This window comes from Paracoccus shanxieyensis (genome assembly GCF_009711265.1).
Taxonomy (GTDB): domain Bacteria; phylum Pseudomonadota; class Alphaproteobacteria; order Rhodobacterales; family Rhodobacteraceae; genus Paracoccus; species Paracoccus shanxieyensis.
Map to the genome: position 1 here is coordinate 18,311 of NZ_WMII01000007.1, position 15,205 is coordinate 33,515.

Below are 15,205 nucleotides of genomic sequence, written 5' to 3' on the forward strand. Positions count from 1 at the left end.
CATCGCGGCGCGCCACCCGGTTCCCGCGAGCGAAAGGGAGCCCAACTCCAGTGGAATACCTGCTGCAAGAATACCTGCCGATCCTGGTCTTTCTGGGAATGGCCTCGGCCCTGGCAATCGTGCTGATTCTGGCCGCGGCGATCGTCGCCATCCGCAACCCGGACCCCGAAAAGGTCAGTGCCTATGAATGCGGCTTCAACGCATTCGACGATGCGCGGATGAAGTTCGACGTTCGATTCTATCTGGTGTCGATCCTGTTCATCATCTTCGATCTGGAAGTGGCCTTCCTGTTCCCATGGGCGGTGGCCTTTGGCGGGCTGTCGGAAGTGGCCTTCTGGTCGATGATGGTCTTTCTGGGCGTTCTGACCGTGGGCTTTGCCTATGAATGGAAGAAAGGTGCGCTGGAATGGGCGTGATGACCGGAGCCAATACGGCCGGGGCCGACCGCGATGTCGCCACGGTCGAGCTGAACCGTGAATTGCAGGACAAGGGCTTTCTGCTGACCACGACCGAGGACATCATCAACTGGGCGCGCAACGGCTCGCTGCACTGGATGACCTTCGGTCTGGCCTGCTGCGCCGTCGAGATGATGCAGGTGTCGATGCCGCGCTATGACGTGGAACGCTTCGGCACCGCGCCGCGCGCCTCTCCGCGCCAGTCCGACCTGATGATCGTCGCGGGCACGCTGACCAACAAGATGGCCCCGGCGCTGCGCAAGGTCTATGACCAGATGCCCGAGCCGCGCTATGTCATCAGCATGGGAAGCTGCGCCAATGGCGGCGGCTATTACCATTATTCCTATTCCGTGGTGCGCGGCTGCGACCGCATCGTGCCGGTGGATATCTATGTCCCGGGCTGCCCGCCCACGGCCGAGGCGCTGCTTTACGGCATCCTGCAACTTCAGCGCCGCATCCGGCGCACCGGCACGCTGGTGAGGTAGGCCATGACTGACACCGCAGCCCTTTCCGAACTTGCCGAACACATCACGCTTCGTCGCGGCACGGATATCGTCTCGACCGAGGTGGCCTATGGCGAGCTGACCGTGACCGTCACGCTGTCCGGCCTGATCGACCTGATCGAATATCTGCGCAATGACGCGAATTGCCGGTTCTCGACGCTGATCGACATCACGGCGGTGGACAATCCGCAGCGCCCGGCGCGCTTCGATCTGGTGTATCACTTCCTGTCGATGTTCCAGAACCACCGCATCCGCGTGAAGGCGCAGCTGCGCGAGGATGAAATCGCGCCCAGCCTGACCGGGGTTTTCCCCGGCGCGAACTGGTATGAACGCGAGATTTTCGACATGTTCGGCATCCTGTTCTCGGGCCATCCCGACCTGCGCCGGATCCTTACCGATTACGGCTTTCGCGGCTATCCGCTGCGCAAGGATTTCCCGACCACGGGCTATACCGAAGTGCGCTGGAACGACGTGGAAAAGCGCGTCGTCTATGAGCCGGTGAAGCTGGTGCAGGAATACCGGCAGTTCGATTTCCTGTCGCCATGGGAGGGCGCGAAATATGTGCTTCCTGGCGATGAAAAGGCCCCCGAGGCGAAAAAGTGATGACGCAGCACCTTTGTGCCACGCAGCGCGGTGAGGGATGACCATGGACGGCGACATCCGCAAGAACAGCTATGATGACGGCTCGCAGGATTTCCTGACGGGCGAGCAGAGCATTCGCAACTTCAACATCAACTTCGGCCCCCAGCACCCGGCGGCGCACGGCGTTCTGCGCATGGTGCTGGAGCTGGACGGCGAGATCGTCGAGCGTGCGGACCCGCATATCGGCCTGCTGCATCGCGGCACCGAAAAGCTGATGGAAAGCCGCACCTATCTGCAGAACCTGCCCTATCTGGACCGGCTGGATTACGTCGCGCCGATGAATCAGGAACATGCCTGGTGTCTGGCCATCGAGCGACTGACCGGCACGGTCATTCCGCGCCGCGCCAGTCTGATCCGGGTGCTGTATTCCGAAATCGGCCGCATTCTGAACCACCTGATGGGGCTGACGACCGGGATGCTGGACATCGGCGCGCTGACGCCTCCGCTGTGGGGCTTCGAGGCGCGCGAACAGCTGATGGTGTTTTACGAACGGGCCTGCGGCGCGCGTCTGCACGCGGCGTATTTCCGGCCCGGCGGCGTGCATCAGGATCTGCCGCCCGACCTGCTGGACGATATCGAGGAATGGTGCGAGCAGTTCCCGAAACTGGTCGATGACCTGACCACGCTGCTGACCGAAAACCGCATCGTGAAGCAGCGCCTTGTCGATATCGGCATCGTCTCGCCCGAGGATTGCCTTGAATGGGGCTATACCGGAGTCATGGTGCGCGGCTCGGGCATGGCATGGGATCTGCGTCGTGCGCAGCCCTATGAATGCTATGACGAATTCGACTTCCAGATCCCGGTTGGCAAGAATGGCGACTGCTATGACCGCTACCTGATCCGGATGCAGGAAATGCGCGAGTCGACCAAGATCATGAAGCAGGCCGTCCAGAAGCTGCGGGCTGAGCCTGCGGGCGACGTGCTGGCGCGTGGCAAGCTGACGCCGCCCCGGCGCCTTGACATGAAGCGCGACATGGAAAGCCTGATCCATCACTTCAAGCTGTATACCGAGGGCTTCAAGGTCCCGGCGGGCGAGGTCTATGCCGCCGTCGAGGCGCCCAAGGGGGAATTTGGCGTCTATCTGGTCTCGGACGGCACGAACAAGCCGTGGCGGGCCAAGCTGCGCGCACCGGGTTTCGCGCATCTGCAATCCATCGACTGGATGTCGAAAGGTCACATGCTGGCCGACGTTCCGGCCATCATCGCGACCCTTGATATCGTTTTCGGAGAGGTTGACCGCTGATGCTGCGCCGTCTGTCCCCCATCCAGCCTGAATCCTTTGAGTTCCTGCCCGCGAACCTTGAATGGGCCCGCGCGCAGATGACCAAATATCCCGAAGGCCGCCAGCAATCGGCGATTATCCCGGTGCTGTGGCGCGCGCAGGAACAGGAAGGCTGGCTGTCGCGTCCCGCGATCGAATATTGCGCGACCCTGCTGGGCATGCCCTATATCCGCGCGCTGGAAGTCGCGACCTTCTATTTCATGTTCCAGCTGCATCCGGTCGGGACGGTGGCGCATATCCAGATCTGCGGCACGACGACCTGCATGATCTGCGGCGCCGAGGATCTGATCCGCGTCTGCAAGGAAAAGATCGCCTCGGCCCCGCACACGCTGTCGGCAGATGGCCGCTTCTCGTGGGAAGAGGTGGAATGTCTGGGCGCCTGCACCAATGCGCCCATGGCCCAGATCGGCAAGGATTTCTACGAAGATCTGACCGTTCAGAAGCTGGCAGAGCTGATCGACAGCTTTGCGGCGGGCGGGGTTCCGGTTCCGGGTCCGCAGAATGGCCGCTTCTCGGCCGAGGCTCTGGGCGGTCCGACCGCGCTGGCCGATCTGAAGGGCACGGATGAACAGTATAATGGCAGCGTGGGTCTGGCCGTTCGCCTGAACGACACGATCAAGCGCATCGACGGCACCGAGGTTCCGATCACGACGCCCTGGCTGGGCAAGCAGGACGCGACCGGAACGGCAAAGGATGGTATTAACGGCTAAGGGACTGGCCGCAGAATAGGGACGGGGTGACGATGGATCGTTCGGTTTGCAACAGGAACTGCTGGATCGCTGGCGCAATAGCGGGCGTGGTCGTTCTTTTGTTCACGGCGGGCATCGGCGGCATGGGCTGGGCTGGCGGTCTGTTTCTGGGGCTGATCACATTTGCCCTGTTCGGGTCGCTGATGGTCTGGCTGGTCTGCAACACGCGGCCTGAACTGGTCCCGGAAGCGGACGGCATGACCGGGACCGACTGGGAACGGCAGGTGGTGGATCATCAGCCCGAGACGCTTCTGGTCTCGGCCCCGCCACTTGGCCCCGAGGCTTACAGCGCGCCCTCGCAGATGCCCATCGTGGCGGGGGCGATGCCGCAAGCTGCTGCGACCCCACACGAGGCTCATGCCAAGGCGGAGCCAAAGGCAAAGCCGGAGCCGAAGGCCGAGGCAAAACCGAAGGCGCCGGAGCCGAAGCCCGCTGTGACAGCGGCGCCGGCGGCAGAACCGGCACCAGCGACTTCGCCAGCACCTGCGGCGGACGATCTGGAACTGATCAAGGGCGTCGGGCCGAAGCTGACCGAACGTCTGTTGGAAAACGGCATCACGCGCTTTGCGCAGATCGCCGAATGGGATGAGGCCGCGGTGGCGGAATATGCGCCGCGCATTGGCCGCACCTCCAGCCGCATTGCGGCCGAGGATTGGGTAGGTCAGGCGCGCATTCTGGCCGCCGGAGGAGAGACCGAACATTCGCGACGCATCCGGCGTGATGAGGTCGACGAATGACGCGCCCCGGCCAGTCCGGTGCAGCGGCGGACCGTGGCCAGATGCGTCTGGTCGCGGTCGTCATCGCTGTCACCATGCTGGCATGGCTGGGGGTGCAATGGATGGGAGGTCAGCTTGGCTGGCCTGTGAAATACGTCTTTCTCGCCGATCTTCTGGCGATAGGGGCATTGTTCTGGTCGCTTCTGGTGACCTGGCGGATCTGGCGGCGGCGCGATGCGTCCACGCGGGGACAAGGATAAGACGACGATGCTGAACGATCAGGACCGGATCTTTACGAATATCTATGGCATGGGCGACCGCAGCCTTGCCGGGGCGAAGAAGCGCGGCCATTGGGACGGCACGGCCGGGATCATCCAGCGCGGCCGCGACAGCATCATCAACGAGATGAAGGCCTCGGGCCTGCGGGGGCGTGGCGGCGCGGGCTTCCCGACCGGCATGAAATGGTCCTTCATGCCCAAGGAATCCGATGGCCGTCCGGCCTATCTGGTCATCAATGCCGACGAATCCGAACCCGCGACCTGCAAGGACCGCGAGATCATGCGCCACGATCCGCACACGCTGATCGAAGGCGCGCTGATCGCCAGCTTCGCCATGGGCGCGCATGCCGCCTATATCTATATCCGCGGCGAATTCATCCGCGAACGCGAGGCGCTGCAGGCCGCCATCGACGAATGTTATGACGACGGGCTGCTGGGTCGGAACGCGGCGGGCTCGGGCTGGGATTTCGACCTGTATCTGCATCACGGCGCCGGCGCCTATATCTGCGGCGAGGAAACCGCGCTGCTGGAAAGCCTGGAAGGCAAGAAGGGCATGCCCCGGATGAAGCCGCCTTTCCCGGCAGGGGCGGGGCTTTACGGCTGCCCGACCACGGTGAACAACGTCGAATCCATCGCGGTCGTCCCCACGATCCTGCGGCGCGGCGGCGAATGGTTCGCGGGCTTCGGGCGTCCGAACAATGCGGGCGTCAAGCTGTTCGGCCTGACCGGCCATGTGAACACGCCCTGCGTCGTCGAAGAGGCCATGTCGATCCCCATGCGCGAGCTGATCGAGAAGCATGGCGGCGGCATCCGGGGCGGCTGGAAGAACCTGAAAGCGGTGATCCCCGGCGGCGCGTCCTGCCCGGTGCTGACGGCGGAACAGTGCGAAAACGCCATCATGGATTATGACGGCATGCGCGAGCTGCGTTCGTCCTTTGGCACCGCCTGCATGATCGTGATGGATCAGGACACCGACATCATCAAGGCGATCTGGCGGCTATCGAAATTCTTCAAGCATGAAAGCTGCGGGCAATGCACGCCCTGCCGCGAAGGCACCGGCTGGATGATGCGCGTCATGGACCGGCTGGTCCGCGGCGAGGCCGAGGTCGAGGAAATCGACATGCTGTTCGACGTGACCAAGCAGGTCGAAGGCCACACCATCTGCGCGCTTGGCGATGCCGCCGCATGGCCGATCCAGGGCCTGATCCGCAACTTCCGCGAGGAAATCGAGGATCGCATCAAGGCGAAACGCACCGGGCGCATGGGCGCCATGGCGGCCGAGTAAGACCGATGGCGCTGACCTGCACACAGCTTGCACCGACCGATGCCCCCAAGGGGGCCGGTCGCGGCTGCGCGGGCAGTCTCACGCGCCGGTCACCTCATGGTGTCGAACCCGGCAATCTGGCCGGTGTTATGACTTGGACCCGTCATAAAAGGACCAATGCCATGAAGCCCCTCTGTCTTGCCCTGATTGCGGCGACGCTTGCCACGCCTGTCGTCGCGCTTGAGCCGCTGTCGCAGGAAAAATACATCAATGACCGTCTGGTCGCCGCGCGTGTGGCCGACCGCATCCGCCGCACCTGTCCCTCGATCGACGGGCGGTTGCTTTACGCCTATGGCGAGGCGCGCAAGCTGAAGCGGTATGCCCAGAACAAAGGGTATTCCAACGCGCAGATCGACGCGTTTCTGGACAGCAAACCCGACAAGCAGCGCATCTATGCCGTGGCCGAACAGTATCTGACGCAGAACGGCGCCAAGAAAAACGATCCCGAAACATTCTGCCGCATCGGCCGGGCCGAAATCGCGCGCAAGAATGTCATCGGCAGCCTGTTGGTGGCGAAATGAAGAAATGGATGAACCGCATCGGCATCGGGTTCCTGCTGGCCGCCGTCTTTGCCATGGTCGCAGGCGATCTGCTGGCAGGTGAGCCGTCGCGTGACACGCAGGGCACGCCGCAGAAATTCTATCTGACCTTCGACCTGTTCTCGCCCGCAGACATTACCTGCGACGCAACCGGGCCGGGGGTGCGCACGAAGTTCCAGCGCAATCTGGCCGGGCGTCCGATCCTGCGCGTGACCGGCAATGCGTGGGACGCGCAGATCACCTGCGCGCGCCCCGATGGCAGCCGTTTCACCACGACCGCCAATCGCAGCGAATATTACAACACCGCCGAGCCTTTGCGCGCGACCGTCCTGTTCCGCGAGGGCAAGGACGCCATGCAGGTTCTGCTGGAACGCGGCGACCGCGAGATCGGCACGCCGCAACGCAATTTCGTCCGGGTGCAGTAATGCGCGCCGGGGCGATCAAGAACCGGCCAGCCTTCGGCCAGCAATCGTATCGCGCGGGCCGCTTTGGCCTTTGCGCGGCATAAGGGAAGACAAGATGGCAGATCTTCGCAAGATCAAGATCGACGACAAGATTATCGAAGTCGATCCGAACATGACCCTGATTCAGGCCTGCGAACAGGCCGGGATCGAGGTGCCGCGCTTCTGCTATCACGAACGCCTGTCGATTGCGGGCAACTGCCGGATGTGTCTGGTCGAAGTGGTGGGCGGCCCGCCCAAGCCCGCCGCCTCATGTGCGATGCAGGTCAAGGATCTGCGTCCGGGTCCGGAAGGCGCGCCCTCCGAGATCAAGACCAACAGCCCCATGGTCAAGAAGGCCCGCGAGGGCGTCATGGAATTCCTGCTGATCAACCACCCGCTGGACTGCCCGATCTGCGATCAGGGCGGCGAATGCGACCTGCAGGATCAGGCTGTGGCCTACGGCGTCGATTTCAGCCGCTACCGCGAGCCCAAGCGCGCCAGCGAGGATCTGAACCTTGGCCCGCTGGTCGAAACCCATATGACGCGCTGCATTTCCTGCACCCGCTGCGTGCGCTTCACCACCGAGGTCGCGGGCATCACCCAGATGGGCCAGACCGGCCGGGGCGAGGACAGCGAGATCACCAGCTATCTGAATGAGACGCTGGCCTCGAACATGCAGGGCAATATCATTGATCTGTGCCCGGTCGGCGCGCTGGTCAGCAAGCCCTATTCCTTCACCGCGCGGCCTTGGGAACTGACCAAGACCGAAAGCATCGACGTGATGGATGCGCTGGGATCGAACATCCGCATCGACACCAAGGGCCGCGAAGTCATGCGCATCCTGCCGCGCAACAATGACGGCGTGAACGAGGAATGGATTTCCGACAAGACCCGCTTCGTCTGGGACGGCCTGCGCCGTCAGCGTCTGGACCGGCCCTATCTGCGCGTCGATGGCAAGCTGCGCCCGGTCAGCTGGCCCGAGGCGCTGGAAGCTGCCGCCCGCGCGATGAAGGGCAAGAAGGTCGCCGGTCTGATCGGCGATCTGGCCCCGGTCGAGGCGGCGTTCAGCCTGAAGCAACTGATCGAAGGTCTGGGTGGCCGCGTCGAATGCCGCACCGATGGCGCGCGCCTGCCTGCGGGCAACCGCTCGGCCTATGTCGGCAATGCCACGATCGAGGATATCGACACTGCCGCGATGATCCAGCTGATCGGCACCAACCCGCGCGAGGAAGCGCCAGTCCTGAACTCGCGCATCCGCCGGGCATGGGCGCGCGGCGCGCAGATCGGGCTGGTCGGTGAGGCGGTGGATCTGACCTATGACTATGCCCATGTCGGCACCGACCGCGCGGCGCTGGAAAGCCTGTCGTCGAAGGACATCTCGGACGAGACGAAGGCCAAGCCGACGCTGGTGATCGTCGGGCAGGGCGCGATCCGCGAAGCCGATGGCGAGGCGGTACTGGCCCATGCGATGAAACTGGCCGAGAACTCGGGCAGCAAGCTGCTGATCCTGCACACCGCCGCCAGCCGTGTCGGCGCGATGGATGTCGGCGCGGTGACCGAAGGCGGGTTGACCGCGGCCATCGAGGGTGCCGAGGTGATCTATAACCTTGGCGCGGATGAGGTCGAGATCGCCCCCGGTGCTTTCGTGATCTATCAGGGCAGCCATGGCGACCGCGGTGCGCATCGCGCCGATCTGATCCTGCCGGGCGCCTGCTATACCGAAGAAAGCGGCCTGTTCGTCAACACCGAAGGCCGGCCGCAACTGGCCATGCGCGCCAATTTCGCGCCGGGCGAGGGCAAGGAGAACTGGGCCATCCTGCGCGCGTTGTCGGCCGAACTGGGCGCGACGCTGCCTTGGGACAGTCTTGCCGCGCTGCGCCGCGCGCTGATCGCGGCCGTGCCGCATCTGGCGCAGATCGACCATGTGCCGGACAATGAATGGACGGCGTTGACCCGCTTCGATCTGGGCAAGGCCGGTTTCCGCTATGCAGTCAAGGATTTCTATCTGACCAATCCGATCGCGCGTTCTTCGCCGCTTATGGGCGAGCTTTCGGCAATGGCTGCGGCGCGGCGGGCGCCGGCAATGGCGGCGGAGTGACGGCGATGGGGCATACCCTTTCGAAGCTGATCGGACCGGGACTGATCGTGACGCTGCTTGCGGGCTGCTTCACGGATACTCAGCCCCCGACTGACGGACGACCCAGGGTCAAGCCCGAGGCATTGAACGTGGCCGTGCTGCAAAGCGATGCAGGCGCGCCGGACAAGAAGGTGCTGTCGCGGGGCCGCATCTCGACGAAATCGGGCGATATCCTGATTCTCGAGCCGGATGGCTCGGTCACCGAGATGAACCTCGAGTCCGAGGGCGGTCGCGACGCATGGGCGGTCAGCGAGGCCGATCTGGCCGCGCTGAACGACAATCTGGGGCTGGATCTGTCGGGTGTGCGCACCATGGGTCCGGTCAAGCGCCGCGCGCCCACCGCGCAGGAAAAGGCACTGGCCGATTTCCGGGCGCGCACCAAGCCGATGAAGCTGAACCTGCCGGTGGCCTTTGCCGCAGATCCGCAGGATTTTCAGGGCGCTGCGGTCAAAAGTTATGAAAGCCCGCGGCATAAGGGCGAAAGCCTTGTCGAAGTGACGGCCAGCCTGCGCCGTGGGGTGGACGCCGACACGGGCTTCGCTTATGCCACATGCGCGTTGGCCAATTGGGCAAACTCCAAGGGTGCGCCCTACGCTCGCCATATCCGGACGCTCAGCGACAAGGGAAATGGCAAAACGGTCGTCGGATCGGTCTTCACCTTGTCGCAAGAGAAGCCGATGGGACTGACGGTAATGACAACGAAAGACACCTTGCAGGAATGCAAGGCGCGCGGCATTCCCGCGGCGTGAGGAAGGGGACGAGGGATCATGGCTGAGTTCTGGGGTTCGCCCTTCGGTTTCGGGCTAAGCCTGCTGTTGCAGGGTCTGGCCGTCATCGCATTCGTCATGGGGTCGCTGATCTTCATGGTCTATGGCGACCGCAAGATCTGGGCGGCCGTGCAGATGCGGCGCGGGCCGAACGTGGTTGGTCCCTGGGGCCTGCTGCAGACCTTTGCCGATGCGGCGAAATACATCTTCAAGGAAATCGTCATCCCCGCCGGGGCGGACAAGTTCATCTTCTTCCTTGCCCCGTTCCTGTCGATGATGCTGGCGCTGTTCGCCTTTGTCGCCATTCCCTTTGACGAGGGCTGGGTGATGGCGAATATCAATGTCGGCATCCTGTTCATCTTTGCCGCCTCGTCGCTGGAAGTCTATGGCGCGATCATGGGCGGCTGGGCCTCGAACTCGAAATATCCGTTCCTGGCCTCGCTGCGGTCGGCCTCGCAGATGATTTCCTATGAAGTCTCGATGGGTCTGATCATCATCGGCATCATCATCTCCTCGGGCTCGATGAACCTGACCGAGATCGTGAACGCGCAGAAAGGTGACTGGGGCCTGTTGAACTGGTACTGGCTGCCGCATCTGCCGATGGTCGTCTTGTTCTTCGTCTCGGCGCTGGCTGAAACCAACCGGCCTCCGTTTGACCTTGCCGAGGCGGAATCGGAACTGGTTGCCGGGCATATGGTCGAATATTCCTCGACGCCCTATCTGCTGTTCATGGCCGGGGAATACATCGCCATCTATCTGATGTGCGCGCTGCTGTCCTTGCTGTTCTTTGGCGGCTGGCTGTCGCCGGTGCCCTTCATCGCCGATGGCTGGTGGTGGATGGTCATCAAGATGTGGTTCTGGTTCTACATGTTCGCCATGGTCAAGGCGATCGTGCCCCGCTACCGCTATGACCAGTTGATGCGTATTGGCTGGAAAGTGTTCCTGCCGCTATCGCTGGGCTGGGTCGTGCTGGTTGCCATCCTTGCCCGTTACGAAGTCCTTGGCGGCTTCTGGGCCCGGTTCACCGTCGGAGGTTAAGTGATGTATTCCAACAAGCTAGCCGAGGCATTTGCCCAAGCCAGTGAGGCCGACAAGGTGGAACTGGCGCATTTCCTCGCGAATAATCTGGACGATGCGGAACAAGCGCAGGACAGCGCCCGCGTCCGCGACTATGTTGCCGCGTTCGACCGTTTCGCGGCCCCGAAAGCAGGGGAGCGTTTCTGATGGCCTTCGACTTTGCGCGGGCGACCAAATATTTTCTGATGTGGGATTTCATCAAGGGCTTCGGTCTGGGGATGCGCTATTTCGTGTCGCCCAAGCCCACCCTGAACTATCCGCATGAGAAAGGCCCGCTGAGCCCGCGTTTCCGCGGCGAACACGCGCTGCGCCGCTATCCCAATGGCGAGGAACGCTGCATCGCCTGCAAACTGTGCGAGGCGATCTGCCCGGCGCAGGCCATCACCATCGACGCCGAGCCGCGCGAGGACGGCTCGCGCCGCACCACGCGTTACGACATCGACATGACGAAATGCATCTATTGCGGCTTCTGTCAGGAAGCCTGCCCGGTCGATGCCATCGTCGAAGGTCCGAACTTCGAATACGCCACCGAGACCCGCGAAGAGCTGTTCTATGACAAGCAGAAGCTGCTTGCGAATGGCGAGCGCTGGGAATCGGAAATCGCCCGCAACCTCAGCATGGATGCGCCCTACAGATGAGCGATGCGTTCACCAAGCTTTTCGCGCAGATGATGGCCTCAAGCCAGGAAATGGCCCGAGCGTGGAATCCCTCGCTTGAACATTTCGACATGCGCGCCATGGAAAAGCTGGTGCCGATCATGCCGGCCGACATGCTTGAGATGTGGTTCGGCAAGACCTTCAACCGGGAAGGGCTGGACGCCAAGACGCGCCTGCTGCTGACCATCGGCGCGATCACCGTTCAGGGCGCGCTGGCCGAGCCGCAATTGCGCATGACCATCCGTCAGGCGCTTGCGGCCGGTGCCACCCAACGCGAGATCGCCGAGACGATCTTTCAGATGAGTATGTTCGGCGGGCTGCCTGCGATGCAGAAGGCGCTGGAAATCGCCCAAGGCGTCTATGCCGAGGAGGACAAGCAATGATGACCTTCGCATTCTACCTGTTTGCGATCTGTGCCTGCGTCGCGGGCTTCATGGTCGTGATCGGCCGCAACCCGGTGCATTCGGTGCTGTGGCTTATTCTGGCCTTCTTTTCCGCCGCCGGTCTGTTCGTGCTGCAAGGCGCGGAGTTCGTGGCCATGCTGCTGGTCGTCGTCTATGTCGGCGCGGTCGCCGTGCTGTTCCTGTTCGTCGTCATGATGCTGGATGTGGACTTTGCCGAGCTGAAGGGCGAACTGGCCCGCTATCTGCCGCTGGCGCTGGTGATCGCCGTCGTGCTGCTGGCGCAGCTTGGCATCGCCTTTTCGGGATGGGAGCCGTCGCAAAGCGCCGAAAGCCTGCGGGCGGCGCCCATTGTCGACGGCGTGCAGAACACCGCGGGTCTGGGGCTGGTGATCTATGACCGCTATCTGCTGAATTTCCAGATCGCCGGGCTGATCCTGCTGGTCGCGATGATCGGCGCCATCGTGCTGACCATGCGGCACCGCCGCGACATCAAGCGCCAGAACGTGCTGGAGCAGATGTGGCGCGACCCGGCCAAGACCATGGAAATGAAGGACGTGAAACCGGGGCAGGGCCTTTAAGGCCCTCCCAGCCACGACCCGGACCCGCATGCGCGGTCCAAGTAGCGAACGGATATTCAACGGGTGAAGGCCCGGAGGGACGAGGACGATGATCGGATTGACACATTACCTTGTGGTGGGGGCAATATTGTTCGTCACCGGCATTTTCGGGATCTTCGTGAACCGAAAGAACGTCATCGTCATCCTGATGTCGATCGAACTGATGCTGTTGGCGGTGAACATCAACTTCGTCGCCTTCTCGACCCATCTGGGCGATCTGGCGGGGCAGGTGTTCACGCTGTTCATCCTGACGGTCGCTGCCGCCGAGGCCGCCATCGGTCTTGCCATTCTGGTGGTGTTCTTCCGCAACCGTGGCTCGATCGCGGTGGAAGATGTGAACGTGATGAAGGGCTAAGCCGAGCATGGAAAAGATCGTTCTCTTCGCGCCACTGATCGGGGCGCTGATCGCCGGTTTCGGCTGGCGCATGATCGGCGAAAAGACCGCGCAATATCTGACCACCGGCCTTTTGTGGCTGTGCGCGCTGCTGAGCTGGTATCTGTTTTTGTCCTTTGACGGCGTGACCCGGCACATCCCGGTGCTGGACTGGGTCGTTGTCGGCGATTTCCATTCCGAATGGGCCATCCGCATCGACCGCCTGACCGTCATCATGCTGATCGTGGTGAACTCGGTTTCGGCCTTGGTGCATACCTATTCGATGGGCTACATGGCCCATGACGACAATTTCGGCCATCACGAGCATTACAAGGCCCGGTTCTTCGCCTATCTGTCGTTCTTCACCTTCGCCATGCTGATGCTGGTGACGGCGGACAACCTGCTGCAGATGTTCTTTGGCTGGGAGGGCGTGGGCGTCGCCTCGTATCTGCTGATCGGTTTCTATTTCAAGAAACAGTCGGCGGGCGCTGCGGCGATGAAGGCGTTCATCGTCAACCGCGTCGGCGATTTCGGCTTCCTGCTGGGGATCTTTGGCATCTACTGGCTGACCGGCTCGATCCAGTTCGATGAGATCTTCGCACAGGTGCCGCAGATCGCGCAGACCTCGATGCATTTCCTGTGGACCGACTGGAACGCAGCAAACCTGCTGGCCTTCCTGCTGTTCATCGGCGCGATGGGCAAATCGGCGCAGCTCCTGCTGCACACCTGGTTGCCCGACGCGATGGAGGGGCCGACGCCGGTCTCGGCGCTGATCCACGCCGCAACCATGGTGACTGCAGGCGTGTTTCTGGTCTGCCGCATGTCGCCGCTGATCGAATTCGCGCCCGAGACCAAGCATTTCATCGTCATCATCGGCGCGACCACCGCGTTCTTCGCGGCGACGGTCGGTTTGGTGCAGAACGACATCAAACGCGTCATCGCCTATTCGACCTGTTCGCAGCTGGGCTATATGTTCGTGGCGGCGGGAACGGGTGTCTATTCGGTGGCGATGTTCCACCTGCTGACGCACGCTTTCTTCAAGGCCATGCTGTTCCTTGGCGCCGGTTCGGTCATCCATGCGATGCATCACGAACAGGACATGCGGAATTATGGCGGGCTGCGCAAAAAGATCCCGCTGACCTTCTGGGCAATGATGATCGGCACCTTCGCCATCACCGGCGTCGGCATCCCCCTGACCCATATCGGCTTCGCGGGCTTCCTGTCGAAAGACGCCGTGATTGAAAGCGCATGGGCGGGCAACAGCTATGCCTTCTGGATGCTGGTCATCGCGGCCTGTTTCACCAGCTTCTATTCGTGGCGGCTGATCTTCCTGACCTTCTTCGGCAAGGAACGCGGCGATCATCACGCGCATGAACATGCGCATGAAAGCCCGGCCATCATGACCGTGCCGCTGGGCATTCTGGCAATCGGCGCGATCTTTGCGGGGATGGTCTGGTACAAGCCCTTCTTCGGCGATCATCACGCCGTGGTCGAATATTTCCACATCGCCGGCGCCGAACATGGCGAAGCCGGGGATGAGGCCGGACATGGCGAGGCTGCGGGCGCTGCCGCGCATGGCACCGCTCCGGTGCAGACGGCGGGCGAGACCACGACCATCGAAACCGCCGATCTGGAACCCGCCCCCGCAGGCACCGTCACCACGCAGACCGCCAATCCCGAGGGCCACGCCGCCCCGGTGGCTGCGCCCGAGGCTGCCGAAGGCCACGCGGCCGCAGGCGACCATGCCACGGGCGACCATGCTACGGGCGATCATGCCGCAATCGCGGCCCCGGTCGGCGGCGCGATCTATATGGCCCCAGACAACCACACCATGGATGAGGCGCACCACGCCCCGAAATGGGTCAAGGTCTCGCCCTTCATCGCCATGTTGCTGGGTCTGATCACCGCCTGGGTGTTCTATATCCGTGATCCGTCGATCCCGGTCCGGCTGGCCCGGGCGCAACCGGCCTTGTGTCAGTTCCTGCTGAACAAGTGGTATTTCGACGAGATCTATAACTTCATCTTCGTCCGTCCGGCGCTGTGGATCGGCCGCTTCTTCTGGAAGCGCGGCGATGGCAATACCATCGACGGGGCGATCAACGGGGTTGCCCTTGGGCTGGTGCCGCGCCTGACGCGCGCCGCCGTCCGGGTGCAGTCCGGCTATCTGTTCCACTACGCCTTCGCGATGGTCCTTGGCATCGTGGGCTTGCTGATCTGGGTGATGATGCGGGGCGCGCACTGAT

General features: G+C 62.7%; 19 protein-coding genes. All 19 read left to right on the forward strand.

Going from position 1 to position 15,205, the window contains the following annotated elements; all coding sequences use genetic code 11:
* The first annotated feature begins 50 nt into the window (after positions 1 to 50).
* The 19 genes from GL284_RS08655 to nuoL all read left to right on the forward strand — a co-directional run bounded on the left by GL284_RS08655 (position 51) and on the right by nuoL (position 15,204).
* Positions 51 to 416, forward strand: coding sequence for an NADH-quinone oxidoreductase subunit A (locus GL284_RS08655; RefSeq protein ID WP_341870340.1), 366 nt, complete (start codon positions 51 to 53; stop codon positions 414 to 416).
* Complete coding sequence (locus GL284_RS08660) at positions 407 to 940, forward strand: NuoB/complex I 20 kDa subunit family protein (RefSeq protein WP_196216755.1); 534 nt, start codon at positions 407 to 409, stop codon at positions 938 to 940. Before GL284_RS08655 ends, GL284_RS08660 begins: the two co-directional genes overlap by 10 nt.
* A 3-nt stretch (positions 941 to 943) precedes the next feature.
* On the forward strand, positions 944 to 1,561 hold the full coding sequence (locus GL284_RS08665) for an NADH-quinone oxidoreductase subunit C (protein WP_155044212.1): 618 nt from the start codon (positions 944 to 946) through the stop codon (positions 1,559 to 1,561).
* 43 nt (positions 1,562 to 1,604) lie between these two features.
* On the forward strand, positions 1,605 to 2,843 hold the full coding sequence (locus GL284_RS08670) for an NADH-quinone oxidoreductase subunit D (RefSeq protein WP_155044213.1): 1,239 nt from the start codon (positions 1,605 to 1,607) through the stop codon (positions 2,841 to 2,843).
* A complete protein-coding gene (nuoE, locus tag GL284_RS08675; protein WP_155044214.1) occupies positions 2,843 to 3,592 on the forward strand; it encodes an NADH-quinone oxidoreductase subunit NuoE in 750 nt (249 codons plus the stop codon). Before GL284_RS08670 ends, nuoE begins: the two co-directional genes overlap by 1 nt.
* Before the next feature lie 86 nt (positions 3,593 to 3,678).
* A complete protein-coding gene (locus tag GL284_RS08680) occupies positions 3,679 to 4,368 on the forward strand; it encodes a helix-hairpin-helix domain-containing protein (RefSeq protein WP_341870339.1) in 690 nt (229 codons plus the stop codon).
* A complete protein-coding gene (locus GL284_RS08685) occupies positions 4,365 to 4,607 on the forward strand; it encodes a DUF5337 domain-containing protein (protein ID WP_155044216.1) in 243 nt (80 codons plus the stop codon). Before GL284_RS08680 ends, GL284_RS08685 begins: the two co-directional genes overlap by 4 nt.
* A gap of 7 nt (positions 4,608 to 4,614) precedes the next feature.
* Positions 4,615 to 5,910 (forward strand): NADH-quinone oxidoreductase subunit NuoF, encoded by a 1,296-nt coding sequence (gene nuoF / locus GL284_RS08690; RefSeq protein WP_155044217.1) that lies wholly within the window; start codon positions 4,615 to 4,617, stop codon positions 5,908 to 5,910.
* A 161-nt stretch (positions 5,911 to 6,071) separates the two neighbouring features.
* Complete coding sequence (locus GL284_RS08695) at positions 6,072 to 6,470, forward strand: DUF5333 domain-containing protein (protein WP_155044218.1); 399 nt, start codon at positions 6,072 to 6,074, stop codon at positions 6,468 to 6,470.
* Between the two features lie 8 nt (positions 6,471 to 6,478).
* Positions 6,479 to 6,913, forward strand: a complete 435-nt coding sequence (locus GL284_RS08700) for a hypothetical protein (RefSeq protein WP_155044219.1) — start codon at positions 6,479 to 6,481, stop codon at positions 6,911 to 6,913.
* A gap of 94 nt (positions 6,914 to 7,007) precedes the next feature.
* Positions 7,008 to 9,029 (forward strand): NADH-quinone oxidoreductase subunit NuoG, encoded by a 2,022-nt coding sequence (gene nuoG / locus GL284_RS08705; RefSeq protein ID WP_155044220.1) that lies wholly within the window; start codon positions 7,008 to 7,010, stop codon positions 9,027 to 9,029.
* A 5-nt stretch (positions 9,030 to 9,034) separates the two neighbouring features.
* The gene (locus tag GL284_RS08710) at positions 9,035 to 9,817 is read left to right on the forward strand and encodes a hypothetical protein (RefSeq protein ID WP_155044221.1); all 783 of its coding nucleotides are present in this window, start codon (positions 9,035 to 9,037) and stop codon (positions 9,815 to 9,817) included.
* A gap of 18 nt (positions 9,818 to 9,835) precedes the next feature.
* Positions 9,836 to 10,873, forward strand: coding sequence for an NADH-quinone oxidoreductase subunit NuoH (gene nuoH, locus GL284_RS08715; RefSeq protein ID WP_155044222.1), 1,038 nt, complete (start codon positions 9,836 to 9,838; stop codon positions 10,871 to 10,873).
* Between the two features lie 3 nt (positions 10,874 to 10,876).
* Entirely contained in the window at positions 10,877 to 11,059 is a 183-nt protein-coding gene (locus tag GL284_RS08720; protein WP_155044223.1) for a hypothetical protein, read from the forward strand.
* Positions 11,059 to 11,550, forward strand: a complete 492-nt coding sequence (nuoI, locus tag GL284_RS08725; RefSeq protein WP_155044224.1) for an NADH-quinone oxidoreductase subunit NuoI — start codon at positions 11,059 to 11,061, stop codon at positions 11,548 to 11,550. Before GL284_RS08720 ends, nuoI begins: the two co-directional genes overlap by 1 nt.
* Positions 11,547 to 11,951 carry a carboxymuconolactone decarboxylase family protein gene (locus GL284_RS08730; RefSeq protein ID WP_155044225.1) on the forward strand — a complete coding sequence of 135 codons (405 nt, stop codon included), beginning with the start codon at positions 11,547 to 11,549 and terminating at the stop codon, positions 11,949 to 11,951. Before nuoI ends, GL284_RS08730 begins: the two co-directional genes overlap by 4 nt.
* Positions 11,948 to 12,550, forward strand: coding sequence for an NADH-quinone oxidoreductase subunit J (locus GL284_RS08735; RefSeq protein WP_155044226.1), 603 nt, complete (start codon positions 11,948 to 11,950; stop codon positions 12,548 to 12,550). The genes GL284_RS08730 and GL284_RS08735 overlap by 4 nt, the downstream gene beginning before the upstream one ends.
* 88 nt (positions 12,551 to 12,638) lie before the next feature.
* The gene (gene nuoK, locus GL284_RS08740) at positions 12,639 to 12,944 is read left to right on the forward strand and encodes an NADH-quinone oxidoreductase subunit NuoK (protein WP_142661222.1); all 306 of its coding nucleotides are present in this window, start codon (positions 12,639 to 12,641) and stop codon (positions 12,942 to 12,944) included.
* Between the two features lie 7 nt (positions 12,945 to 12,951).
* The gene (gene nuoL / locus GL284_RS08745; protein WP_155044227.1) at positions 12,952 to 15,204 is read left to right on the forward strand and encodes an NADH-quinone oxidoreductase subunit L; all 2,253 of its coding nucleotides are present in this window, start codon (positions 12,952 to 12,954) and stop codon (positions 15,202 to 15,204) included.
* Position 15,205 lies beyond the last annotated feature (1 nt).